Raw genomic sequence first — 26,484 nt, forward strand, 5'->3', positions numbered from 1 at the left:
AAAAATGAAAGACTTTTTTATGGAAACAAATAGAATTGGATTTTCAAAATGGAAGGATACAGATTTAAATTTATCGATTCAATTATGGGGAGACCAAGATGTTACCAGATTCATTTGTGCAAATGGTAAGTTTTCAAATCAAGATATTAGCAATCGATTAGGGACAGAAATATTTAACGAAAAACACTATCATATTCAGTATTGGCCTATTTTTGAACTTGCTTCAGGGGAACTTATTGGATGCTGTGGTCTTAGACCTTTTAAATCTGAAGCTAATTCCTACGAAATGGGAATTCATCTGTGCAAAAAATATTGGAGAATGGGCTATGCATTTGAAGCTTCAAAATTGGTAATTAATTATGGCTTTACAGTTTTAAAAGCAGAAAAATTGTATGCTGGTCATCATCCAGAAAATGAAGCATCAGAAAAGCTTTTGACAAAACTTGGGTTCAGGTATATAGGAAAAAACTATTATGAACCTACAGGATTATATCATCCATCTTATGAATTGATAAACGATAGATTATGATTAACATTCTAATTGAATATACATATGAAAGGATGCAGAGTTAATGAAAGTGTTAGTAACGGGTGCAACAGGGCAGCTAGGATACGATATTATAAAGGAACTCAAGAAAAGAAGTATAGATGTAGTTGGCATTGGTTCAAAAGATTGTGATATAACAGTTAAAAATGCTGTGTTTAAGACAATAGAAGATATAAGACCTAATGCAATTATTCATTGTGCCGGTTATACTGCGGTTGATAATGCAGAAATTGAAATAGATAAATGTAATCTAATCAATGTAGAAGGAACTAAAAATATTGCTTTGGCTTGTAAGAAATATGGTATAACACTATTATATGTAAGCACAGATTATGTGTTTAGTGGTCATGGTACAGAACCATGGAAACCAGATGATGAAAGAAAACCAGTTAGTCAATATGGAAAAAGCAAATATCAAGGAGAGTTAGCAGTTGAAAGTTTACTTGATAAATATTTTATAGTTAGAATTTCATGGGTATTTGGAATTAACGGAAAAAATTTTGTTAAAACTATGTTGAAACTTGCTGAAACTAACAATGAAATAACTGTGGTATCTGACCAAGTTGGTTCCCCAACATATACTGTGGATGCTGCAAAAGTTATGGTTGATATGATTCAGACAGATAAATATGGAAGATACAATGTTTCAAATGAGGAATCTTGCTCCTGGGATGAATTTGCACAAGAAATTTTTGCTTATACGGATAAAAAAATTAAAATTATTCCAGTATCTAGTGAAGAGTATGGTGCAAAAGCAATTAGACCTTCAAATAGTCGAATGGATAAGAGTAAATTAGTCCAAAACGAATTTAAGATATTACCTTGTTGGAAGGATGCTTTAAAAAGATTCTTGAAAGAATACCTTTTTAAAATCGAAGAAATCTAGCATGCATTAGATAGACTGCTGAAGAGTCTATCTATATTTTTTTGAAACAGGCTCTAAGATATGGACATTTGCAAGCGTAAAAATTCAAGTACCTGCTGGGAGATTGACATAGTAAAACGAACGGTATATTCTATATATAGAAATCGTTTTCTATACAATATTGGGGGGTGTTCAATATGTTTGGATTTATATCAATTTTACTTGCTTCATTTATACAAGGGGTCACAGGTTTTGGCTTTGCATTAATAGCAGTTCCGTTACTTTCTTTTTTTATACCTGAACTTAGGAATATCACTCCTATTATTGTTATTTGTAGTCTTATAACAAATATTATTATCGTATACAAATCCAGAAGTCATATTGATTTTAAAAGAATCATGTATTTAGTTATATTTGCAATAATAGCAACACCTATAGGGACCTATATGCTTATTTGTGTTAATGTTAAAATTTTGAAGCTTATCATAGGAATAGTTAGTGTCATTACTGCTTTTTTCATGTTTAAAGATTTTAAAATCAAGATAAAAAATGAAAGAATATCATATGGCGTTGTTGGTGTTTTAAGTGGAATTTTAAATGGAAGTGCGGGTCTTAGTGGACCTCCCATAGTTTTGTTTTTAACAAATCAAAATACAGAAAAGGACGTATTTAGAGCAAACCTTACTTTCTTTGGCCTAATTACCAATGTTTTTGCAGTTATACTTTTTTGTTTTGAAGGCATTATTAATGTTTCAGTTTTGCATTTTACCATAGTATACCTTTTAGCCCTTGTAATTGGAGCATTAGTTGGTATAGTAGTGTCAGCTAAAATTAATGAACGCATATTTAGGAATATTACAATTTTATTAATAGCACTGTTAGGAGTATATACTTCTATATCAGCTATATTATAGATTTGTATCATTTCAGTACATAACACGGCTGATGGCATTACAAAAAGATATGGACATTTGGTAAAATTTATATTATACTTATATTAAACAAATGTTCAATGAACAAATGTTTAATATAAAATAGTTTTGGGGAGTGTGGATTATGGGAAGTAAAGTTATCATTATAGGAGCTGGACTAACTGGTTTGAGTGCAGGCATTCACCTTCAGAAAATGGGAGTGAAGACAGAAATATTTGAGATTTCCGGTGAAGCAGGTGGAATGTGTATTGCATGGAATCGCAAAGGGTTCCGATTTGATGGGTGTATTCACTGGATGGTTGGAACAGCACCTGGGAATCCTATTAATGAGATATACCGTGAGGTTGATGCTCTTGTAGAGGATACAGAGATATATAATTCAAAATCAATAAAGATAGAGATAGATGGCACTTTTTATGAAATTCCAATGCAGCTTGAAGAATTTAAGAATTTTATGTTGAAACTTTCTCCTGAAGACAGTGATTTAATAAATGATTTTTGTCATCTTATTGAAACAATGAGAGATACCCAAATGCCAATTGGACCACCTTCGAACATATCTGAATTAACAAACCTTTTAAAAGATAGCCGAGGATTTTTAAGTTTGGCCCGAAAATATGTTGGGATTCCAGTTAAATCATATGTAGAAAGATTTAAAGATCCAGTAATAAAGAAACTAATTTATGAACTAATGTCACCTCAATACTCAATGGTTGCACTTATTATGATGTTAGGTACACGAATGGGAAACAATGCAGGTTATCCTATTGGTGGATCTTATGGAGTAATCAGCAGAATGAAAAATAAATATTATCAGCTTGGAGGTAAGATAAACTTCAACTCAAAAGTTGATGAGATTGTTATTGAAAATGGGAGAGCCGTTTCCATAAAATCAAAGGGGAATTTATATCCTGCTGATGCAGTTATTGCAGCTTGTGACATGTATGATACTTTGAAAAATATGCTTGGAGGTAGATATAAACACCCACAGCTTGATTCTATGCTTGAATCAGCAGAACTTTTTCATCCAATTGTACTTGTATCCTTTGGCCTTAATAATCGTTTTAATTTACCTTACTCTCAGGCCTTTGATTGCCCTGAAGGTATTCAGACTGCACCTGATTTTGTGGATTACAGTTTAAATTTAAGATCCTTTGAATTTGATCCGTCAGCTGCTCCTGAAAATTGCAGTAGTGTTATGGTGCTATTAGGATCAAAACTAGATTTCTGGAAGAATCTTAGAGATACGAATATAAATGAATATAGAATTAGGAAGCAGCAACTTGCAGATAAAGTAGCAGACTATCTAGATCATCGAATTCCAGGTTTTAAAGCTTCAATAGAGTTGACCGATGTTGCAACGCCCGCAACATATATACGCTATGCAAATCTTTATAAGGCTTCCTGGGAGGGTTTTGTCCCTACGCCCGAATTGCTGAAGAAAAATATAAGCAAAACTGTAAAAGGAGTTAAGGGTTTGTATCTTAGTGGACAGTGGACAACTGTAGGTGGCGGAATTTGTACAGCAGTTGCAAGTGGTAAGTCTGCAGCAAGCTCAGTGCAGAAGTATATATAAAACGGAAGGTGAACAGCAATAGTATGAACAAAAGAGAACAGCAAAGAATAGATAGAAGAAATCAAATAATATTATGTAGCCTTGATATGATCGTGAGTCGTGGATATGAAGCTACTAAGATACGGGATATAGCAAAAAAGCTTGGAATCAGTTTAGGGTTGTTTTTTAATTATTTTTCATCAAAAGCAGAAGTTTATGAGGAATTGGTGAGGATTGGAATAGAGGGTCCAGGAAACGTGTTGAAGTTAGATTTCCAAACAGGATCTCCAATAGAAATTTTTCAAAATATAACTGAAAGTATTTTTGATTCACTAAAAACTTCTTCAATTACTGCAAAAATGTTTTTACTTATGGCGCAAACAGTGAATTCAGAAGTTGCACCAGAAAGCGTTAAAGAAATGCTAAAAAGTTTTGATGCCATTAATCCCGTAATTCCCATCATTGAAAGGGGACAGAAACTTGGAGAAATAAAAAAAGGTAATCCTGTAGCTCTTGCTGTGGCATATTGGGGTGCTATTCAAGGTATTGCTGAAAGTTTTGCTCTCCACCCAGAGCTTCCTTTGCCAGAAAGTAGCTGGGTAACGGATATTATTAGAGCATAAAATACCTGGATAAGTATGTTTAAAAAACGCTTTATGAATTGTTTGTATAATATTATGAGGGGAAGTTGACAACTGTGGAATATATAGAAGTGCTAAATAACATATATGAACCAATATGCAAATGGTGTGAAAATATTCAAAATGATTTAAAAAAAAATGGATATGCAAGCAAAAAAGGTTTTTATAATAATCATTCAATCAAGGATAAAAGTGGCAATTGGATTACTGAGTATTTTCCTATTCCTGTAATAACAGTAGCACAACTTTGTGATATTGGTTTTGATATAAAATATATATTTATTGAAACGAAGATGAAAAGGGATAAAGCCATCAAATATGATTTTAGTCGATTATTGAAGTATAAATTTGAAGTGTACGGCATTGAAGAATATTTAAATGATTTTTATAATGATACTTTAAAGGTTGAGGATATAGGAAAAAGAATTGAAATGAGTAAAGAAAAAGAAATTGGGATAGGATTCAAAATAGAAAAAAATTATATAAACAATATCATAAAAATTATTAATGAATTAACAGAGCTTGAAACCTATATATAAACCCCAATATAAAAAAATCCAAGGCTTTCATTTGAATAAAATCCTTGGATTTTTTGATGACTAATCTATTTTAAACTTCTCTATAGAAGTTAGCAATTTCTCAGCACCTAGAGAGTTGTTTTTTGTTTCAGAACATATTGAATCAGTACGTTCAGTAACAATTGTGACATTTTCGGCAATTTCTCCAGATGTCTTGGCAACTTCAGACACGGCAGTTGCAACTTCGTCCATACTCTTTGAAATTTGATCAACAGAAGTTGATATGTTTTCTGATATTTCTGCAAAGTTTTCAACAATATTTTTTACTGTAGTACCATCATTTTTATATTGAATACTTACATTCACAAGGTTTTCATAATCATTTTTAACATCTTTATCTATAAAATTTAATATATCTCTTGAGGAGGTGGACAAGTCTTTTACTGCTGATAAAACTTTTTTTACATTAGATTGGATTTCATTAACTGCCGCTGATGATTGTTCAGCAAGCTTTCTGACTTCTTCTGCAACAACAGCAAAACCTTTTCCATGCTCACCAGCTCTTGCAGCTTCAATTGCTGCATTTAATGCTAAAAGATTAGTTTGTTCAGCAATATCTAAAATACTGTCTGCCATTTCAGATATGTTTTGAACAACTTTAGAATCTTCTATAGCTTTTTCTAATTTAATTTTAGATTTATCATATACCTTGTCAGCAGTTTCTTTTGACTTTAAGGAGCTGGCATTTATTTCATCAGCTTTTTTTTGGATTTCCAAAGCAATGGAGAGTCCTTCTTTAGCTTTTTGTGCAGAAGTATTAACTTCTTCTTTTACAGTGAAAGACATTGAAGCTACTTCTTGAACAGAAGCTGAAGATTGTTCCATTCCGGCAGAAATTTCTTCTGTAGCTGCAGAAACCTGTTCAATTTGTGAGTTAACATCATTAAACATCTCTTCCGTTTTCCTAATGCTTTCAGTAATATTGATGCTTTCATTTTTTACTGTACCTACTGTGTTTTTCAGCGTATCTATTGCATTATTTAGCAAGTTAATTGTCTGGCCTATTTCATCCTTAGAATTAGATTTTAATTTGAAAGTAAAATCGCCTTTTTAAATTTTATCTGCAATTTCTGAAAGGCCTTTAAATTGATTGAAAATATCTTCTAATTCAGCAGTGGAGACATTAGAAGCTGAGCCTATAGCTATTGCTTTATTAAAAAGAGGCAGCGAAACGTTTTCATTACTTTCAATTACCTTCATTGCCTTTTTCCCTGCATCAGTAACAATCAATTTTTTTAGTTGATTCTTTTTATTTTCATAGTCACTCAATTTAGAATCAATTATTTTCTTTTGCGAATTTATATAGTCAGGACTTGAGCTAATACCAAGGTTTCTAATACTTAATGATGTTGCATATATATCACCTCTCATTGCATAAGCAAGCTGACATTTTTTATTATCGATTTGAGTTACTTCTTTAAAAGAAGAATTTATTTGACTGATCCTTACTATGGAGAAGGCACAAATGCCAACAATTAAAAGTAAAACTGTACTGAAGCCTAAAATGATTTTGTTTGTTAATTTCATATTTTTAAAACTCATTTTTTTATCCCCCTTTTATTATAAATTGAGCCTGTAGCTCTATTATCGAAGGATTTTTAATTAAATTAACAAGAGAATCACAATTTTGAAAACGATTTAGCATAAATTGTCTTTACATAACAAGTATTGTATAATTAAAAAATAAAAATAAATATAAATATAATATATATAATAGGAGTGAGAGCATTGAAAAACCAAATATATGAACTTCAAAAAAAATTAAAAGAATCAAATATTGAATTTATATTTTCAGGAATATTTTCTCAAGGACTTATAGAAGAACTTGGGTTAGCATTAAAACAAAGGCTTCAGCTTCAGCAAGCAGCAAAAAGTAAAATTAGTTCTGTTTTTTTTACTTTTGTTGAGCAAACACAAAATATAAAACAATATGAAGTTTCAAAAGAAAATACAGAACAATTTTCGGTTATTGCGGGTTCTGGAGTAATAGCTATTTCGAGTGATGATAACGGACATTGTATAAACTCTGGAAACATTATTTTTAATGATGATGTTGAAAAATTAAAAGAAAAATTAGATAAAATAATATCAATGAATGAAGAAGAACTTAGAAGTTATTTTAGAGAAGTATCAAGAAAAGAAATTGATATGAAGAATGAAAAAGCAGGACTTGGATTAATTCAAATTGCTAGAAAAACTGCTAATAAAATTCAATATAAATTTGAAAAAATAGACGACAGTTATTCTTATTATACGTTAACTGTCTTAATATGAGGTGATTAATAAATGAACAATTTTGTTGTTAATAATACGAAGAGTACTCCATATGTAGAATTCGATTATACAAATAAGACTTTAATTTTTAAAGGTGAATCTTATCCAGAAAATGCATATAACTTTTATGAACCTATTTATAAATTAATAGATGAATATTTTGAAGTTCATGAAGAACTTAGTGCAAATTTTCAACTTTCATATATAAATACAAGTAGCACAAAATGTTTAATTATACTTTTGGATAAATTAAATACCAATTATTTAGATGGCAAAAAAATAAATATCAATTGGTATTATGATGAAGAAAATGGGTTTGATTATGATATGGGACAAGACTTTAAAATGGATATAGACATCCCTTTTGAATTTATTTCAATTAGTGATGAGGAATAGAAATGAAAAAAGTCATGGAAAGTAAACAATTCAGTAAGTCTTATACAAAAAATATTTATAGAATAATATTTATAGCCAGTATAAGTATTTCTTTTGCAGTAATTATCACGGGAATTTTAGGATATAATAATACAAAAAAATCTATTATAAGTAAGGAGAAATCTCAGGATCTTGTTTTTATTGTTAAGTCTATGGCAAATAAGATAGATGGACGTTTAAATAGAGCGCTAGAAACATCTTACATTTTTGCAAAGGATCCATCTAACGTTAATTGGGTAGAAGGAGAAGAGAAAAATAAAGAACTTGGCAATTTAGTTTTAAAAAGGGTAGATAGTATAGCTTCTGATTATGATTATAGCAATTTTTTTATAGTAGGTATAAAGACAAGACATGATTATTTTGCGGAGAAGTCTGATAATAAGAAAAGTGAAAATAATACTACGATTTTATCTGAAAGTAATGCAGCAGATAAGTGGTTTTTTGATTGGCAAAAGGAAAAAAAACAAGTAGATTTTAATGTGAATTACGATAGGGTAATGGACAATACTTTTCTTTTTATTAATACTAGGATGGGGAGTGCTGATAATCCTGTAGGTATATGTGGAGTTGGATTAAGTCTTAGTGATATAGTAAAACAATTTAGTCAATGTAAAGTTGGACAAAACAGTAATCTATGGATGATAGATGATAAAGGTATAATTAAGTTATCTGACAATAGAAGTAATGTAGGGACTAATTATAATAAGTTTTTACCTAAGTCGGTAATCAGTACCATTAAAAGTCAACCTAGTAAAGATACAGACAACATAACTGTAGCACAATATGTTAATAGTAAAAATGAAATTGTAGATTATGCATATTGTAAATTGAGTTCTTGTAATTGGACTTTGTTTTATCAAATACCAAGATCAGAGAGTGTATCTATAATTAGCTCGTTGAAAACTAACATGATTTTAACGGTAATTATAGTATTGTTATGCTTTATAGTATTATTTTATTTTGCTTCAAAAAAAATTGCTAACCCCTATAAGCAAGCCATGTTAATGAACGCAGAATTAGAAAATGAGGTAGATGTAAGAACTTTAGAATTAAAGGAATCTAATGAAAAGATAATTGACAGTATACAATATGCAAAGAGATTGCAGGAGTCTATTTTGCCGTCACAAGGAGAAATGAAAAAAATATTTAAAGATAATTTTGTTATTTGGAGACCTAGAGATATAGTTGGTGGAGATTTCTTTTGGTTAAGGAAAATAGAAGATGTTGTTGTTTTTGCAGTAGGTGATTGTACTGGACATGGTGTTCCAGGTGCACTTATGACAATGACTGTAAATGCTATTTTACATAATATAGTTACAACTATAAATAAGGAAGATCCAAGCTTAATATTAAAAGAATTGCATATAAGACTTAAGGAAGCTTTAAATAAGGATTTAAATTCTGACAGTGTGGATGATGGCTTAGATATTGCAATATTTTGCATTAAAGATAAGGTTAAGCTATTATTATATGCAGGAGCTAATTTAAGTTTATACATAAAAAATAAAGAAAAAGTTAAAATTTTGCAGCCTCAGTGTAGAGGTGTGGGTTATAGTTACATAAATATAAATGAATCATTTGAAAGTGAATCTATACAAATTGAAGAAGATGATATTTTTATAGTTACAACTGACGGTTTTTTACATCAAAATGGTGGAGATAAAAATTATCCTTTTGGAAAAAAAAGATTTTATAGTATGCTTGAACAAAATGAGGCAAAGAATTTAAGTTTTATGAGGGAAGAATATGAAACTAAATTGGAACAGTATATGAAGGATAAAGAACAAAGAGATGACATAACTATAGTTGGTTTTAAAATAAAATAAATTAATATAAGGTGGTGGTAGTATGGGAAAAACTAATTTAAGTTTATTTGAAGATGAAAATACTTTGGTGAGAGAAGCTAAGGAATTAATTAATAATAAAAACTATGATGAAAAAACTTTAACCAATATGCTTACTTTAATGGTTGATCAGTTTGATAAATTAATTAGAGATGCAGAAAAAATAATTAGAATTGGGGATGGACAGCAAGAATATCTTCATAAAATACAAAATGAGTTAAGAAGGGAAATTAAAGATAGAATTAGGGCAGAGGAGAAGCTTAAATATATTGCTGCCATAGATTCACTTACTAGTTGCTATAATAGAGGAATGGGAATTACATTTCTACAAAATGAGATTAATAATATACGAAGAAACAGAGGATATTTTTCTATATGTTACATAGACATTAATGGTTTAAAATATGTAAATGATAACTTTGGACATTTTGAAGGTGATGAACTTATTGTAATGACCTGTAAATTTATAAAAAATGTTATTAGTGACAGTGATATTTTATGTAGGCTTGGTGGAGATGAGTTTATAATCCTTTTCCCAAACAGCAAACAAGAGGATATAGAAAATATATTAAGTATAATTTTATCTAATATAGAAAATGAAAACACAAAGAAGTTAAAACCGTATGATGTTTCATTTAGTTATGGTATAATTCAAGTGGATTCTGATAATAATTACAGTATTGATCATATCATTCAGCTAGCGGATACAAAGATGTACAAATATAAGCAAAAATATAAACAAAAAAATACAAATTCGGTGAAGCCTTAACTTTCAGGTTTCACCGAATAAATAATAAAGCAGGAGCTGACAGCTGCTGCTTGTTATTATTTGGAAGACTAACTTAAGCTTAAAAGTATTATTAAAGAATATTGGATTTTTTAAAAAGTATTGCTTGGTCCCAAATGATATCAAAAATGTATGGACCAACCATAGCTATTTTATCTAAATAAACTCTAAATAGTATACGAGCGTCCTGATTATTATCAACTCCGTATGCTTTCCCTAGAGGATTACCAGTACTATAGGGGATAATAACAACATTTTCTTCATCAGCTTTTCTTGCCATTTTATATACATAATAGTATCCAGCATTTTCATATCCAGTAGGGAAAAACTCCAAGGCTGTATCTGGAAATTGAACTGTACTGAATGCTCCGGCAACTCCATTAAATAATTCTGCTCCATAAAAACTTGCATTGGAATATATTGCCTTTCCAGTTCGTTCATGATTTATACCATATACAATAACAAAATCGTCATCGCTGGATAATTGGAAATCTTCTGTTTTAAAATACACACCATCTCTATCATCTCCATAAACGTTAACATCCCGCAATATAGCATTAAAATTGTCAGGAATGGCCACAGTCAAGTCTAAATCTACATGGTTGTATTCCGTACCTCCATATTTGTTTATAATCTGATTTCGAAGATAATCAAGATCATTCCTACTGTTAGGAACAACTTGATATTCAGTAATACCTGTTTCTCTGATTTTAAGGGTTGGTACTTCCCATGGATTTAGATTGTTATGAGGAACTTTAGGTGTAATTCGCAATACTTTAATAAATTTATCAATATTACTAATGTATTGGTTGCCAGCATTTTGATCCGCCCACAATGCAAATCTCATCATATATATGAAGGTATCTTTTCCAGCTTCTAAACCCATATTAACTAATTCTATAGGAATATTGTCATCATTCATAATGTCCGAACTATATCCAGCTATACCTAAGGCATTTCGAATTTGTTTGTTTATGTTCTTGTCAGCGGTGCTAATTATAATTGAAGAGCTGTTATAAGGTTCTCCAGGTATTCCATTAGGAGTATTATCAGTCCAAATGTTATAATTATTTAATTGATCGCCTAGACTTGCAAATACAAGATGGTAAAAGCCTGTATAATCATTACCAGCCTTGATATATTCACTGTAGTTTTTCTCTAGTTTATTTTCAATAAAGCCTAGGTAACTTCGGAAGCAATAATATAAGACATGTGGAGGTGTTTCTCCAATTAATACAATAGCTTCGTCAGGACGCAATTTAAAGGTGAATCCAGGAACTAGATAAGGATAGTTGTTTGGATTATCAGGAGTATATCCTATTGGAGGTTTTTGACCTTTTGATGGGTTTTGATTAGGAGCTGGCGGAAGCAAGCATACTGCATATGGAGCACCTACGTTGTTGCCCATACAATTGTCAACTATTCCTTCACTACAAAGTTGAAGTATATCTATATATTTTAGTTTTCCCTCCTGAACAATGAACCCATTTCTATCTAATATGGAAATAAAATTCACAATATTTCCATTTCCACCATTTGTACAATTAGCTAATTGTGGGGTGATAATTTGCGAATTAGTGCAGTAAGGGCATGAAAATATTTCACATGTACGACATATATTGTTGTACATTGGGGGATTAAAGTAATATGGATTTGTCTTATACATAAGAATCTTTCCCTTCAAAGACTTTGTAACATAATATGCTAATTAATTAAAGGATATGTACATAACAAATGTTTAGCTGACAAGAATATTATATTACCTCTACAGGTGATTTTATTATTTTTACTTAAAATTTGACAATGCTAACGGTTGCTTAGTATTATATAATTATAAACTAGCAAGTTACAGTAAATAAAGTTTATAAGGAGAATATGAATTTGGAAAAAAAATTATTTTGCAATAAATACTAGTTTATATTAAAGGGGTGGAGTAGAATGGGACTTTTGAAAAATTTAAAGGTTAGAGTAAAATTAATCGGTTCTTATATCATTGTTGCAGTATTAATAGCTGTAGTGGGTGGTATAGCAATAAAGTCATTAAAAACTGTAGAAACTAATTCAGAAAATATGTATAGTAATAACTTGACTAGCGTTTATATGCTGACGGATATGCAGCAAAACATAACTGAAATTAAAAGCGATACTTTAGGATTGATTTTTGAAAAAGACAGTTCAATGAAGGATAGTTTAGAAAAAGATATTCAAGCTAATAAAAATGAAGATGATCAGTACATAGCAACTTATAACAAAATGCCAAAGACGGATGCTGAAAAGCAGGTTTGGACTCAACTTAATAATCAAATAGAAGTGTCCAGAACACTAAGAGAAAAAGCCATTAATCTTGTTGATAATGGAAATTTAGATGAAGCTGTTAAGGAATATAATAATCTTGCAGCTGCTAATACTAATTTATTAGCTACTGCTGATAAATTAGTTACTTTAAATCGTAATAGTGCAAAAAAAGACAATGACAGTAATCATTCAATATTTGTTAAAGCAAATACCACAATGGATGTAATGGCGGTGCTAGGATTTGCGGTTGCAATTGCTTTTGGACTTATTGTTTCAAGAGAAATAAACAAACCGCTATCTAATATGCTTAATTTAGCAGAACATATGGCTAATTTTGATTTGACATATAGTGTTGATATCGTAAGAAAAGATGAGTTCGGCAAAACTGGTATTGCATTTTCAAAAGCACAAGAAAATATTAAACAGCTTATTTCACACATTTTGGAAAATTCTAAAAATATGAGTGATGCAAGTGATGAACTTTCTGCTACAGCTGAAGAGCTTTCATCAAAATCTGAAGAAATTGACAATGCAGTAACAAGTATAACAAATGGAATTCAAGAAACAAGCGCAACTTCTGAAGAGATATCTGCATCTGTTCAGGAAGTAGATTCAAGTATTAATGTATTATCTGGAAAAGCTATGGATGGAAGTAATAATGCAAATGAATCTAAAGAAAGAGCTACTGAAGCTGAGAAAAAAGGAAAAGAAGCTGTAGAAGAAGCAAGGAGCATATATACATTAAAGAGAAAGAGTATGCTGACGGCCATTGAAGATGGTAAGGTTGTTCAAGATATAAAGATAATGGCAGACACTATAGCCAGTATATCAGGTCAAACAAATCTGCTTGCATTAAATGCAGCTATAGAGGCAGCTAGAGCAGGAGAACAGGGCAAAGGGTTTGCTGTAGTTGCAGAAGAAGTCAGAAAACTTGCAGAACAATCATCAGAAGCAGTCATAGGTATACAGGATACAATTATAAAAGTTCAGGATGCCTTCAAAAATCTTTCTGAAAATGGAAGTGATGTTTTGCAGTTTATAAATAATAATGTAGATCCAAAATTTGAGGAATTTAAAATGATTGGTAATAAGTATTTTAATGATTCAGATTTTGTAAGCAAAATGTCTGAGGAAATTGCTGCAATGTCACAGCAACTTGCGGCTTCCGTTGGACAAGTAAGTGAAGCTGTAGAAAATATGACCGAAGTAGCTCAAAGATCATCTGAAAAAGCAGATGTAATAAAGATAAGTGTGGATGAAAATACAAAAGCAATAGAACAGGTTTCAAAAACTGCTGTAAGTCAGGCAGAACTTGCTGAAAAGTTAAATGAGATGGTTCTTAAATTTAAACTTTAGCCAATATTATAAGGCTGTATCTACTTTAAACAAATGTTAATTTTTAAAGTAGATACAGCCTTAATTTTAACTTGCTTTACTTTCCTCCGACAAAATCATAGGAGATTCTTTAATAATGAAGCTTAATAATAAGCTAACTACTGTAAGTAAAATAAATATATACATACATATCTGTGTTGAGAACATGTTCATAGCCACAATAAAGAAAAGCCCAGAAATTTGTCCTGAAAGTATGATTAAGCCCTGAGATAATGACTCCGAGGCTGGAAAGCTTATTTCTGCACTATACTGAAAACCTATTGGCGCAGCACTCATAAGAAAAAATCCAAAAATAAATGAAGCTATTAAAGTTTCAATATAAGTATTAGCAAAAGTAAGCCCTAAAAGCCCTGGTAAAGAGAACAAAAGAGGCAAAATTAAAAACAACTTTCTCTTTTTAAATTTATCAGATAGAGCAGGAAGTATACATGCTCCTGCCACACCCCCAATTAACATTACTCCGCCTACAATTCCTGTCTTATTAGCATCTAAAGCTTTAAGACCGCATATTTTATCAATACATGTACTTATAGCATTAAACATTCCAAGACCAAAGAAAAATATAACTAATAAAAATATCATATCTCTTTGTTTAAGCATATGCAAAATTCCTTCAACAGTTTTTAACCTCTTCTCTGAACTTTCTTTTGCAGGGGGAATTGGAGGTTTTTCTTTTAAAAACAATAAAACTAAGATTACACTTATAATGGACATAATAGCATAAAACATAAGCATAAATTTTAAATCATAAACCTTTTCACCATTAATATAAGTATAAGTTACAAGCAAAGGGGTTACTACCATGGCGAATATAATACCTAAGTATTGAAATAAAGATGATATTCCAGCTTGAGCAGCTCTTTCGTCTATTGGAAACCAGTTGGCACCAATTTTTGTTGTGGCATTTAGTATAAAAGGTTGTGCTACTGCAAGTCCAAATTGGGCAAAGAAGATAATACTGTAATTGTCAGCATAAATTCCCTTTATAAGAGAAAATATACCTGTAAGGATTGCACCAATTCCAATTCCGATTCTAATTCCAAATCTGTCAATTATATATGAGGCAGGTATGCAGGCAACTATAAAGACAAGCATAAATATCATTGAAAGACTATCAATTTGAAATGAGGATACTTTATATACCTTTTGAGCAATGATTGCTACTGATGCAAAGGTTAACCATTGCATTTGTATAACTGCATTAATAATAGAAAAAACAGCAAGTATTACCCATCTGTATTTATAAGTTATCCTTCCAGTATCAGTCATAAAAAACACCTCGCTTATTTATTTTTATTTATTTAACCTTCATCCAACTTTTCATAATGAAACTGTGCGGTAATAATTTTGACGTTAAACGAAGTAGTTTTACGTGTAGACCAAGCACAGACATGTCTTTTCCTTTAACGCTATCCTTTAACGCTTTCTTTATAACATCTTCTGGTTCATACATTGGTTTAAAGTTTTTACATGTATCAGGATTTTTTGTATCTTTTGCTACATCAAAAAATTCTGTTCGAACATAACCTGGGCATACAGATGTTACTGAAATTCCACGATTTTTTAATTCAATATTAAGTGCGCGACTGAAGTGAACGACAAAAACTTTAGTAGAAGCATACAGGTTAAATTCAGGTAGTGGCTGAAAAGCAGAAGAAGAACCTAGCATTATTATTCTATCTTTTTCTTTCATATATGGAAGGCACGCATATGTCATGTGAATTAATGTTTTACAATTTAAATCAACCATATTGTCAATTTCATCGTCGCTTAAATCTCTATATGTTCCATATTTTCCGAAACCAGCTGAATTAACTAATATTTTAACTTCAGGTTTTTCTTCTTCAAGCAATTGTTTAATAGCATGTATACTATCTTTTTTTAATAAATCTAAAGCTACTGGACGCACTTTCGGTGATATTTCTTGTCTCATTTCGTTTAAACGGTCTTCTCTTCTTGCAATAACCCATATTTCATCTAAGACCTCTGAAGAAGCTATTTGTTTTACAAATTCTTTCCCCATGCCTGAGGAAGCACCTGTTATGATTGCTATTTTCATAATTAACCCCCATATATTAATGATTCTTTTGAGAAAACATCTCAATATATAATTTCTTTGGTAAACTTCCAGCTATTTTTTTATAGCTTTTATTCATGTGAGATTGATCATAATATCCAGATTGTATAGCAAAATTGCTCAGGGATAATGCAATATTATCATTTTGAAATTTTGAAAGTATAGCAAACGAGTTTTGAAATTTTATAATATCACATAATTCTTTAGGTGAAACACCTACATGTTTGTGAAAAATCTCTCTTAAATATCTAATAGTGTAGCTAGTTTCACTGGCTAATTCAGATACGGAAATGTTACCTCCAAAACTAATTATTTTTTTAGTGCAATAATGCACAACTTTAGAAGAATCATAAACTTTATTAATTTTTTTTAAAATGTAATTTGTCATAAGTACAATTCTGTCATTAAAGTTTGATATTTCCTTCATCTTTTCTAAATCATAATCAGAGCTTAGTAGATCCATAAGAGGTATTTGCTTTCCAATTAATTCTGAAGTATTTATTTTTAAAATATTTGTAATTGACCCAGGGAAAAATCGCACACCAAAGGCGCAACCTGTTATAGAAACTGGAACAATAATCTTTTCTCTATAAAATCCTTCTACTGTTTTTGATACTCCTTCTTCAGTGTAAGTAAATAAAAGGTCTATACATCCATCTGGTATCACACATATTTCATTATTTATTGTAGTGTTTGATTCAAATTGATAAAAATCAGATACTATACCAAACAATGGATGATTAATTGGTATAACAAAATTTTTATAATTTATTTTTTTTTCAAACCCGGGTTGATATGGCTTATAAAAATGAGGTTTTAGACAACTATTTTCCATAGGATCATGACCCTCCCATAAAATTATATTAGTTTTGCCTGTTTTATTAAAAAAATAATAAAAAAATTAATTAATTTTTAGTAATATAATATATATTGCTATTATATACAGGTATATTTATAATTGTCAACAGACTGCGTTGTTCCCTTTTTTACTATACTTAATGAAATTTGTGTTGTAAAATATATATAAAATTAATTAAATTTTTATCATATTAGCAATAACAGAGCAAGATTATTATGTACTTTTAAATTGTCTAGTAAGGAGGAATGTATTTTGTTAACACAAAAGGATAGTAAAACTTTAGCCTACGTAAATTTGTTTGCTGTACTTGGTACTTTAGAAAACCTATGTGAATTGGCCAAAGAGGCAAAGGACTTGTTAAATGGAAAGCCTCCAATATCAGTTGGATTTGAAGTGAAAAATGGACCAAGTGCTACATTAACATTTGTTGACGGTTCCTGCAGTATTAAAGAAGGCTGCAGTGCATGTACTATTAAACTTCCGTTTTCATCTTGTGAAAAATTTAATGACTTTATTGATGGAAAGGTGACACCTATTCCAACGAAAGGATTTACAAAAGTATCATTTCTTTTGAAAACCTTGGTTCCACTAACGGATATTCTAACAAAATATCTTAAACCATCTAAAGAAAATTTAAAGGATTTAGTTTTCAGTGAAATTAGCACTAAGCTTACATTATATACAGCAGCAGCTGCTATTACACAGGTGGGAAATCAAGATAAGAGTGGAAAATTTAGTGCTGATCTTATGCCAGATGGTGACATTGCAATAAATGTTAAGGACGGTATGGGAGTTACTGTAAGAATAAAAGACCATACGTTAACAACTATAAAAGAAAAATGTGAAAATCCAAGAGCTATTATGGAATTTGCAAATCTTGAACTTGCAGGTAAGCTGTTAAATGGTGAAGTAAGTGCTATGGCTTGTATATGTGACGGTAGCATTAGTATGTGTGGAATGCTTAATATGATTGATAATATGAACAGAATACTGGATCGTGTTGGCCAGTACTTAAGTTAGGAGGTAGAGTTATGAGTTTTCCTATTAATAAATATATAAAAAGCCAAGAAATGTTTAAACGTGCCTTTCAGGTAATTCCATCTGGAATATATGGACATCAAGGCCCATCAGAAGGCTGTTATGTACCACATGATGCTTTTCCGCTATTCTCATCTAGAGCTAAAGGTTCTCATTTTTGGGATTTAGATGATAATGATTATATTGATTATATGTGCGGCTACGGTCCAAATGTCCTTGGATATTGTGATCCAGATGTAGATTCTGCAGCACTTGAGCAATTAAAAAAAGAAAATTGTGTTACTATTCCTTCAACTATAATGGTTGATTTTGCTGAACTCTTAGTTGATACTGTTGCTTGTGCCGATTGGGCGTTTTTTGCTAAAAACGGCAATGATGTTACTTCTCTAGCTATTATGACGGCAAGGGCTGCAACTCATAGAAAAAAAATAGTATTTTTTAAAGGGTATTATCATGGTGTTTCTCCTTGGGCACAAAAGCTTGATTATCCTGGTATTTTGGAGGAAGAAGTTTCTAATAATTTATATGTAGATTTTAACGATTACCCAGCTTTGGAAAAGCTTTTTTCTGAATACAAAGGAGAAATTGCAGGAATAATTGCACAGCCATATATGCACGGAAATTTTGCAGATAATTTTTATCCTGACGAAGGCTACTGGCAAAAAGTTCGCAGACTGTGTGATGAACAAAATGTAGTTCTAATTGTTGATGATGTTCGTGCTGGTTTTAGAATGGATCTTGCTGGTTCAGATCATTATTTTGGCTTTAAAGCAGACCTAATTTGTTTTTGCAAGGCCCTTGCCAATGGATATAATGTTTCTGCTCTTTGTGGAACTGCTTCCTTGAAAGATACAGTGAGCAGTTTATCATATACAGGAAGTTATTGGATGAGTGCAGTACCATTTGCGGCTGGTATTGCTTGTATTAATAAAATGAAGGCTTTAAATACTCCAAAACTTTTTGAGCAACTTGGAACTAAGGTTACAGATGGTTTTAAAGCAGCTGCTAAAAATAATGGCTTTAATTTAGTAGTTTCTGGACATCCTTCTTTGTTCTATCTGAGACTTGCAGATGACAACTCTTTAATGCTTCATCAAAAATGGGTTGCGGAATGTGTAAAGAGGGGGATTTTTATAACATCCCATCACAACCATTTTATAAATGCTGCTTTAACAGAAGAGGATATCAAAAAATCAATAGATATAGCTGAAGATGCTTTTAATGCTTTACGAAAATTAACTTAATTTAGTTAGGAATGCCAAATGTTTTTAGATAAAGATTTAAATTGTATATTTAATTAAGAGAAAAGCCCTAGTCTTATAAAGATTTAGTGCTTTTCTCTTTGTTATTAACTTCTATGTGAATATTAGGCAATTGTATCCATTTGTTATCCTCAACTTATTATGACAATGTAAAAATCATGTTAAAGTATGTCTTATCTAAAAGGATTGTGCATTATTATATCGAATACATAGATAAGTCTAATAGTAAATTGTGAGGAGAGGATTTCAATGGAGTTGCTAAATAGAAAAAAAAATAAACTTATAGTTGTTATATCTGTTTTTTCATGTCTAGGTATAGTAGCTTCTTCAGTGATAGGAAAAAGTATTTATTTACACTATCAATTGATTTTTGGAATCTCAGCAGTAATTTTTAGTTTTATTACATACTTTATTCCAATAAAACAAAAATATAAGGCATTGTTATTACCAGCTTATCCAGCAATAGCAGTTGGTGCAATAAATATGCTTACAGGTGGAGATGTCAATATAATATTTTCCCTAGTAACTTGTATGTGTTTAGCATGTATATATATTGATATTAACAATTTTAGAAAATATTTAATTATAATAGTAGCGTTATTAATTGGTAATTTTATTAAATATGGATTTAATATATTGGGACAATCTAGAAATACTGCATCTTCATCAATATATTATGTAGCTTTTATTGTAATAACAATAATATTATATTTATTAACAAAATGGGGACAAGAGGCCTTTAATGCTACTGAACAGGAGAAGAAACGAGTAGAGATTGTAAATAAACAGCAGACTGAATTATATAAAAACTTAAGGTTGTCAGTAAAAGAATTAGAGGATAGTTTGTTATCAATAGGTGAAAACACAGAAGCAGTTTCAACTAGAACAACGGATACTGCCAGTGCAATGAAAGAAATGAGTTCTGGCATTGAAAATCAGAATGAAAGTGTTTTAAAAATATCAAATCATATAAATGAAATAGCCTCAGATAACAAAATGATTCAGTTAGATGTAGAAAATTTAACATCCGTAAAAGATAATATTTCAAAATTAACTGAAGAAATTAATATTAGCATTAGTGATTCAAAAGGGGCTTTAGTAAATTTGAATAATTCTAATAACATAATATTAGCTTCTTTTAATGACTTTAAAAATATTATAGTACAAATAGAAGATGCAATAAGTGGTATTAGAAGTATATCTGACAATACAAATCTTCTAAGTTTAAATGCAAGTATTGAAGCTGCAAGAGCAGGTGAAGCAGGAAAGGGATTTCAGGTTGTTGCATCAGAAATACGTAAATTGTCAAATGAAACAAAGAGTCTTCTGGACAATATGCACACTTTGTCAGAAAGCATTATTGAAAGAACAAATAATATAAGTAGTGACTTAAATAATAGTAATAATCAATTATCTGAAGAAAACAACAAATTATCGAATTTGTCAGATCTTGGTTCTGTTTCTATTAAAGAGTCGTACAAGCTTGCTGATGTTCACAGCAATATTTCGTATAGAACACAAAACTGCTTGAAAAAAACTCATGAGGTAGCATCAGAAATTGATAATGTAGTCTCAGTTTTTCAACAATTTACAGCATGTACTGAACAGCTTACAGCCAGCACAGAAAATAATTCAGAAGCAATTATAAATATTAACAAAGGAATTAATAATATAGAAAAAACAGTAAATAATTTGATAAAAGAGTAGATTAGAATAATTAACTTTAGGCTATGTTTTAATATAGTGTTGAAATATAGCCTAAAAGAATTATAGGTAGGATTGTCCACCTATAATTCTCAATATAAGAATATGTGTAGAAATTTCCAGTTTAATAAATTTGATAGTATATTCACTAAATTACTCAATTACATTGCCATATCTTCTATCTCTTTTAGAAAAATCATAAATTGCTTTTTTTAAGTCATCTTTTTTAAAATCTGGCCATAATACATCAGTGAAATATAATTCCGTATAGGCCATTTCCCAAAGTAAAAAATTAGATAATCTTTTTTCTCCGCCTGTTCTAATAAATAAATCTGGTTCAGGAATATCACTTGTATCCATATGTGAAGCAAATAAATCTTCGTTAATTGCTGAAGCATCTAACTTGTTATTTAAACATTCTAAGACTATCTTTTTAGTTGTACGTATAATTTCATCTTTCCCACCATAATTTAATGCAAGTTGAAATTTTAGTCCTGTACAATTTGCTGTTGCCTTCTCTAAGTTAATTATTGAACTTTGAAATTCATTATCCAGTTTTTTTATATTGCCTATTATCTTTACTCTCATATTATCTTTAATTAATGTTTCAACATTCCTATTCAAGTATTCTTTCAATAATTTCAGCAATCCTTCAACTTCACCTTTCGGACGACTCCAATTTTCTGTTGAAAAAGCATAGATTGTCAAATATTCTACTCCTAAATCATATGTATCTTTACATATATTTTCTAATGTTTTCCCACCTTGCCTATGTCCAAATGTTCTGGGCATAAATTTTTTTCTCGCCCAACGTCCGTTCCCATCCATCATAATCGCAATATGCTTTGGAATTTTTATATTATTCATCGTTACATTCCTCCATGTGCATCTTATATAAATAATCATTACCTCGTCCTTATCTACTATTGTTTACTAAACGATAGTTTTTAATAACACTTATTATAACATAGTCTAACTTTAAAATGATAAGATGTCATAATAAAAAATGTGCATGTTAAAAAATTGAAGTTATACTATTATATGTTGTATAATTAATTATATGGGTAATTCAAATGTAACAATTTTTTATTATAGTAAAATGAAAGGGAAATATAAATGAGTGGAAAAGATTTAAATTTAAAATCAAAAAATAATATGAAGTTATGGAATATTAATTTTATTAGTTTATTAGGGATTAATGTTCTTACATTTATGGCTTTTTATCTCGTTTATCCAATTCTATCAAAGTATGCTATAAATTTAGGAGCGTCTTTAAGCATGGCAGGTGTAATTGTAGGCTTATTTTCAATTACAGCGCTTATTATTGGACCTTTTGGTGGAATACTTACAGATAAAACAAATAAAAAATATGTAATGGAAATTGGTACTCTTATAAATGGTATTGCAACACTTGGTTATAGCTTGGCACCTAATATTGGAGTCATAATTTTCTTTAGAATATTACATGGAGCCAGTTTTAGTATAACTAGTGCAACCAGCGTTGCTTGGGCAACAGAATTTATACCAAAAGACAGGATTGGAGAAGGTATAGGATATCTTGGAATTAGTCAAATTATTGCAACTGCATTTGGTCCAGAGATAGGAATTGAAGGTGCAAATCGATTTGGAATTTCAAAAACATTTATGGTAGCTGCTGTATTAATTATAGTGGCATCTTTTTGTATGAACTTTTTACCTAATACCAATAATACACCTAAAAAAAATACAGAAACTAAAAAACACACGATTAAGTTAAAAGAAATAATTGCATTTGAAATATTGCCACTATCCTTTATAGGCGGATTGTTTTTTATGGGAAATGGACTTGTTACTTCATTTTTAGTTTTAATGGGAGATAAGCGTAATATAAGAGGAGTAGGAATATATTTTATAGTAAATGCATTGTTTCTTATTTTTACAAGACCAATATCTGGGAAGATATATGATAAAAAGGGACTTTCCATGGTTTTATATCCAGCCTTATTGTTTAGTATTGCAGAAGCGCTGTTTCTAGGTCATGCAAATGCACTTTGGATGATAATATTGGCTGCAATTTTTAAAGCATTTGGACAAGGCTTTGCTCAACCAGCACTACAGGCAGAGTGCTTTAATAAAATGGGAAGTGAAAAAAGGGGATTGGCGTCAAGCACCTTCTTTATTGGTGCAAATGTTGGTCAAGGAGTGGGCCCTTTAATAGGAGGAGGAATTGCTTCTTCATTAGGATATACATGGTTGTTTAACATTAGTGCTTTAATGCTTTTGTGTGGAATTTTATTTTATGCAATATACAAACGAAAAAAAGATATATGAGTGTATTTTTGCAAATATCAAAAGGAGGTAGTATTATGATTTTAAAACTTATAAATAAATCAATTTCAGGTACTGTTATAGCTTTGTGTCTAGTATTTATGGTGGGTTGTTCAAGTAACGTTACATTAAAAGGATCAGTAGATAAGTCAAGTAATCTAAAATCAAAAGTTAATTTACAAAATGACCTACTTAAGAGCATTAAAAAGGCTGCATTACAAGGAAAAGTTATTAATTGTGATTTTCCAGTTTATTCAACTTCCATTCAGCATATACAAGCAGAAATAGGAAAATCAGATAAAGCAGCTTCCATACCACAGATTAAAAATAGCAAGTTTTACACTTATTCTAAATACAATTTGGTTTTTGGAGTTAAAAGGGACCAAGTTTTTGAAGTGAGATCATTTGACAATAGGTTAAAACAACTGCCTTTTTCAATGGTAAATAAGTTTTTGGGACACCCTGAATATAATGCTGTAATTAATGGTGAAAGAATTATTGGATATACAATAATTGCTGAAAACAATGGCACAAAAGAAAAATATAAGATTAAACTTGAATTTGTGTTTTCGAAACCTGTGAAGGCCACTAGTGATCCTATATTAAATCATTACTTTGTTTTAGATCCACGTAGTACAGCTGATGATATGGCAAATGATCCTGGAATACAATGGTGAAATTTTTGCATAAAAAACTACACATTATCTTGTTTGCTAAAATTACTTTTTACATTTAAAGCTTCAATTTTTACAAATGAATGTCCAAAAGGATAGTCTATGTAACATTTTTTATTAAACATGGAGAAAGTGTAGAAATAAATTCATTATTATGTATAATTAAAGAATGTTACAAAAATTTTAATTATGAGGGTGAAGATTGAATGACCAATAACTTTTTTAGGATTAGTACAACACCAGACGATATAGGCGTAGCTTCAGCACATATACGTGAAGTAAATAACGAAGTAAGAAAAATAAATTATAGACGTTTTTTTATATTTAGTATTGTTGTCACCATTATTGAATTATTATTGATTGTTTTTTATGATATTCCAGCCATAAATAAATACAACGCTGTTTTACATATTTCCATAATGTACTTTGTCTTTCATTTTTTAATTCTTATTACTAGTTTAACCGTATTTTTCATATTAAATAATTATAGAAGAAATGAAAGTAGCAAAGTACCTTATTTAATTATTGAGGTGTCTATATTATTCTTTATGATATTTATGGCTTGTATAGGTGTACTTGACCAAATTAAAATTGGGCAGATAACTTCATATATTTCAGTATTGATGTTATGTGGAGTTTTGGCTTTAATAAAACCTCCAAGGAACTATATAATATATTCAATATCACATATTGTCTTTATATTTGGATGTTTTTTATTTCAAAAGAATCAAGGAGCTATTATTAGTAATATCATTAATGGTACAATATTATATTTTAGTGTTTTAGTTATGTCAAAATTAACTTATGAAAATCAAGTTAATATTCTGATAAAAAATATAATATTAGAAGAAAATAATAAAAAACTGGAGTATCTTTCTAATTACGATGGGCTTACTAATTTATTTAACAGAAGATATTTTGAAACTTTTATAAAGGAAAATATTACAGAAGAAAAGAAAGATAAAATTATTGCAATAATGGACATTGATTACTTCAAGTCTATTAATGATAGGTTCGGTCATAAAGCTGGAGATATGATGCTACAAAAAATAGCAATAATAATTTCTGAAAATATACGAGAAATTGATTTGGCAGCAAGATGGGGAGGAGAAGAATTTATTATATTGTTTTCCAATATATCAATAGAAAATGCAGAAATAATTGTTAACACAATACGAGAAAAAATAGAACAAAATGTAATATCATTTGACAACAATTTCATTCAAGTTACAGCGAGTTTTGGGTTAACTAAAGTTATGGGAACCACGGAAGAAGATTTTCAAAATTGCTTTAAGACTGCTGATAAGGCATTATATTTAGCTAAGGCAAATGGAAGAAACAGAGTTGAGAGGTGTGGGGTTAAAAGCATATAATAAAACTATAATTAAAGAAGCATACATTTTGATTTTAAGATGTTAATTATCAGACTGGATTTTCGTCATTAAAAGGCATGTTTTTTTGTCGCTGCCTTATAGTACGTGTTCGGTTTTTTTCTAGTGGAAAGGCTTAGCTTTAAAATAACAACTTGTGTGGATATTTAGAAAAAACATTGATTGACTCAACCCTTAGGGTATGGTTTAAAATGAAGATAGAAGGTGAGTACAGTGGAAAATAAAATAAAAATCAAAGATTTTGTCAAGCTAACTGGGACTACATTAAAAACTGTTATTTATTATCATAAGATTGGATTATTGAAAGAACCAATGCGATCATCAGGTGGATATCGTTTATATGGTCCTGAAGAATTAAATCGAATGAGATCAATTAAACGTCTTAAATCATTAGGGTTTAACCTTAAAAATATTAAAGAATTACTAGGAGAAAGTAGCAATAAAAGTAGTTTGCGTGATGTTTTAAATTCGTTACGCAGAGAGCTTCAAGTGGAAAAAGAAAATCTAGAAGAGAGGTTAACAAAGATTGATAATTTATTAAAAACAGAGACAATTTCCTTAGATGAAGATATATTAGGGCAGGCTTCTTTTAAAAAAATTACTGAAACTATAGGAATAGATCAAACAGAAGTTTATGAACAAAAATGCCCTGAACTCTTTGAACAACAAAAAAAGATTCATAATACTCTTGGAGATTTTGAGTGGGGAGAGAATTACAAAGCTACGTACGAAGCTTTGGCGCAGTATTTCAAGGATAATCCAGAGAAATATCAAAAATCCTTGGAGTTAGGAGTTCGTCTTAATGAGCTACTTAAACTATCACAAGATAATTCAGAAATTGAAATATTGGCTCTGGATTCAGCAAATTTTATTAAAAGTATACCTAAATTAAAGGAGATATTATGTAACAATTCTGGATTAGGATATCCATTTAAAAGTTTATATAACAAGATGTCAGAAAATGTTCTTTCGCCAGTTGAGATAAAATTTAATCAGCTTCTTCAACAATTTCTTAATGATTAAA

Annotated in this window: 25 protein-coding genes; 18 read left to right on the top strand and 7 right to left on the bottom strand. The window is 30.2% G+C overall.

All coding sequences use genetic code 11. The features are described from left to right. Window positions 1-4 precede the first annotated feature (4 nt). From B8978_RS00515 to B8978_RS00540, 6 genes are all read left to right on the top strand, one after another. Window positions 5-529, top strand: coding sequence for a GNAT family N-acetyltransferase (locus B8978_RS00515; RefSeq protein WP_084113327.1), 525 nt, complete (start codon window positions 5-7; stop codon window positions 527-529). Window positions 530-572: 43 nt separating this feature from the next. Beyond that, window positions 573-1,433 carry a dTDP-4-dehydrorhamnose reductase gene (gene rfbD, locus B8978_RS00520; protein WP_084113328.1) on the top strand — a complete coding sequence of 287 codons (861 nt, stop codon included), beginning with the start codon at window positions 573-575 and terminating at the stop codon, window positions 1,431-1,433. Between the two features lie 176 nt (window positions 1,434-1,609). Beyond that, a complete protein-coding gene (locus tag B8978_RS00525; protein WP_084113329.1) occupies window positions 1,610-2,326 on the top strand; it encodes a sulfite exporter TauE/SafE family protein in 717 nt (238 codons plus the stop codon). A 142-nt stretch (window positions 2,327-2,468) separates the two neighbouring features. Next, complete coding sequence (locus tag B8978_RS00530) at window positions 2,469-3,920, top strand: phytoene desaturase family protein (RefSeq protein WP_084113330.1); 1,452 nt, start codon at window positions 2,469-2,471, stop codon at window positions 3,918-3,920. 8 nt (window positions 3,921-3,928) lie between these two features. Beyond that, entirely contained in the window at window positions 3,929-4,522 is a 594-nt protein-coding gene (locus B8978_RS00535) for a TetR/AcrR family transcriptional regulator (protein WP_242950442.1), read from the top strand. Window positions 4,523-4,596: 74 nt separating this feature from the next. Then, window positions 4,597-5,079 carry a DUF3201 domain-containing protein gene (locus B8978_RS00540; RefSeq protein ID WP_084113332.1) on the top strand — a complete coding sequence of 161 codons (483 nt, stop codon included), beginning with the start codon at window positions 4,597-4,599 and terminating at the stop codon, window positions 5,077-5,079. 60 nt (window positions 5,080-5,139) lie between these two features. On the opposite strand, the gene B8978_RS20120 is transcribed toward B8978_RS00540, so the two are convergent. Together B8978_RS20120 and B8978_RS20125 are read right to left on the bottom strand one after the other, a co-directional pair. Then, window positions 5,140-6,105 (bottom strand): methyl-accepting chemotaxis protein, encoded by a 966-nt coding sequence (locus tag B8978_RS20120; RefSeq protein ID WP_242950443.1) that lies wholly within the window; start codon window positions 6,103-6,105, stop codon window positions 5,140-5,142. Window positions 6,106-6,168: 63 nt separating this feature from the next. Beyond that, window positions 6,169-6,660 (bottom strand): MCP four helix bundle domain-containing protein, encoded by a 492-nt coding sequence (locus B8978_RS20125; protein ID WP_242950445.1) that lies wholly within the window; start codon window positions 6,658-6,660, stop codon window positions 6,169-6,171. Between the two features lie 177 nt (window positions 6,661-6,837). On the opposite strand from B8978_RS20125, the gene B8978_RS00550 reads away from it, so the two are divergent. From B8978_RS00550 to B8978_RS00565, 4 genes are read left to right on the top strand one after another with little or no spacing between them, the layout of a single operon-like run. Then, window positions 6,838-7,392 carry a SiaB family protein kinase gene (locus B8978_RS00550; RefSeq protein ID WP_242950446.1) on the top strand — a complete coding sequence of 185 codons (555 nt, stop codon included), beginning with the start codon at window positions 6,838-6,840 and terminating at the stop codon, window positions 7,390-7,392. 12 nt (window positions 7,393-7,404) lie between these two features. After that, a complete protein-coding gene (locus tag B8978_RS00555) occupies window positions 7,405-7,788 on the top strand; it encodes a DUF1987 domain-containing protein (protein WP_084113334.1) in 384 nt (127 codons plus the stop codon). A gap of 2 nt (window positions 7,789-7,790) precedes the next feature. Beyond that, the gene (locus B8978_RS00560) at window positions 7,791-9,653 is read left to right on the top strand and encodes a SpoIIE family protein phosphatase (protein WP_084113335.1); all 1,863 of its coding nucleotides are present in this window, start codon (window positions 7,791-7,793) and stop codon (window positions 9,651-9,653) included. Window positions 9,654-9,675: 22 nt separating this feature from the next. Further along, the gene (locus B8978_RS00565; RefSeq protein WP_084113336.1) at window positions 9,676-10,440 is read left to right on the top strand and encodes a GGDEF domain-containing protein; all 765 of its coding nucleotides are present in this window, start codon (window positions 9,676-9,678) and stop codon (window positions 10,438-10,440) included. A gap of 91 nt (window positions 10,441-10,531) precedes the next feature. On the opposite strand, the gene B8978_RS00570 is transcribed toward B8978_RS00565, so the two are convergent. Further along, window positions 10,532-12,124: a hypothetical protein gene (locus B8978_RS00570; RefSeq protein ID WP_084113337.1), complete on the bottom strand. Its 1,593-nt coding sequence runs from the start codon at window positions 12,122-12,124 to the stop codon at window positions 10,532-10,534. 272 nt (window positions 12,125-12,396) lie between these two features. On the opposite strand from B8978_RS00570, the gene B8978_RS00575 reads away from it, so the two are divergent. Next, entirely contained in the window at window positions 12,397-14,109 is a 1,713-nt protein-coding gene (locus tag B8978_RS00575; RefSeq protein WP_084113338.1) for a methyl-accepting chemotaxis protein, read from the top strand. A 66-nt stretch (window positions 14,110-14,175) separates the two neighbouring features. Here B8978_RS00575 and B8978_RS00580 read toward each other — a convergent pair whose 3' ends face one another. Genes B8978_RS00580 through B8978_RS00590 form a run of 3 tightly spaced genes read right to left on the bottom strand, consistent with a single transcriptional unit; the run spans window position 14,176 to window position 17,060 of the window. After that, the gene (locus B8978_RS00580) at window positions 14,176-15,417 is read right to left on the bottom strand and encodes an MFS transporter (protein WP_084113339.1); all 1,242 of its coding nucleotides are present in this window, start codon (window positions 15,415-15,417) and stop codon (window positions 14,176-14,178) included. A gap of 28 nt (window positions 15,418-15,445) precedes the next feature. Then, window positions 15,446-16,207: an SDR family NAD(P)-dependent oxidoreductase gene (locus B8978_RS00585; protein ID WP_084113340.1), complete on the bottom strand. Its 762-nt coding sequence runs from the start codon at window positions 16,205-16,207 to the stop codon at window positions 15,446-15,448. 16 nt (window positions 16,208-16,223) lie between these two features. After that, on the bottom strand, window positions 16,224-17,060 hold the full coding sequence (locus B8978_RS00590) for a helix-turn-helix domain-containing protein (RefSeq protein ID WP_084113341.1): 837 nt from the start codon (window positions 17,058-17,060) through the stop codon (window positions 16,224-16,226). A 276-nt stretch (window positions 17,061-17,336) separates the two neighbouring features. Here B8978_RS00590 and B8978_RS00595 point away from each other — a divergent pair, with 276 nt between their 5' ends. From B8978_RS00595 to B8978_RS20315, 3 genes are all read left to right on the top strand, one after another. Beyond that, the gene (locus tag B8978_RS00595; protein WP_084113342.1) at window positions 17,337-18,104 is read left to right on the top strand and encodes a hypothetical protein; all 768 of its coding nucleotides are present in this window, start codon (window positions 17,337-17,339) and stop codon (window positions 18,102-18,104) included. 11 nt (window positions 18,105-18,115) lie between these two features. After that, window positions 18,116-19,366, top strand: a complete 1,251-nt coding sequence (locus tag B8978_RS00600) for an aminotransferase class III-fold pyridoxal phosphate-dependent enzyme (protein WP_084113343.1) — start codon at window positions 18,116-18,118, stop codon at window positions 19,364-19,366. 267 nt (window positions 19,367-19,633) lie between these two features. After that, on the top strand, window positions 19,634-21,091 hold the full coding sequence (locus B8978_RS20315) for a methyl-accepting chemotaxis protein (protein WP_084113344.1): 1,458 nt from the start codon (window positions 19,634-19,636) through the stop codon (window positions 21,089-21,091). Window positions 21,092-21,241: 150 nt separating this feature from the next. Here B8978_RS20315 and B8978_RS00610 read toward each other — a convergent pair whose 3' ends face one another. Next, complete coding sequence (locus B8978_RS00610) at window positions 21,242-21,955, bottom strand: isoprenyl transferase (protein WP_084113345.1); 714 nt, start codon at window positions 21,953-21,955, stop codon at window positions 21,242-21,244. A 249-nt stretch (window positions 21,956-22,204) separates the two neighbouring features. Between B8978_RS00610 and B8978_RS00615 the strand changes: the two genes are divergently transcribed. The 4 genes from B8978_RS00615 to B8978_RS00630 all read left to right on the top strand — a co-directional run bounded on the left by B8978_RS00615 (window position 22,205) and on the right by B8978_RS00630 (window position 26,483). Beyond that, window positions 22,205-23,398: an MFS transporter gene (locus B8978_RS00615; RefSeq protein WP_084113346.1), complete on the top strand. Its 1,194-nt coding sequence runs from the start codon at window positions 22,205-22,207 to the stop codon at window positions 23,396-23,398. Between the two features lie 35 nt (window positions 23,399-23,433). Next, a complete protein-coding gene (locus B8978_RS00620; protein WP_176212559.1) occupies window positions 23,434-24,072 on the top strand; it encodes a YjgB family protein in 639 nt (212 codons plus the stop codon). 203 nt (window positions 24,073-24,275) lie between these two features. Then, window positions 24,276-25,442, top strand: a complete 1,167-nt coding sequence (locus B8978_RS00625; RefSeq protein WP_084113348.1) for a GGDEF domain-containing protein — start codon at window positions 24,276-24,278, stop codon at window positions 25,440-25,442. Between the two features lie 231 nt (window positions 25,443-25,673). After that, complete coding sequence (locus B8978_RS00630; protein WP_084113349.1) at window positions 25,674-26,483, top strand: helix-turn-helix domain-containing protein; 810 nt, start codon at window positions 25,674-25,676, stop codon at window positions 26,481-26,483. The last annotated feature ends 1 nt before the right edge of the window (window position 26,484 follow it).

This window comes from Clostridium acidisoli DSM 12555, from assembly GCF_900176305.1.
In the GTDB taxonomy this organism is placed as follows: domain Bacteria; phylum Bacillota; class Clostridia; order Clostridiales; family Clostridiaceae; genus Clostridium_I; species Clostridium_I acidisoli.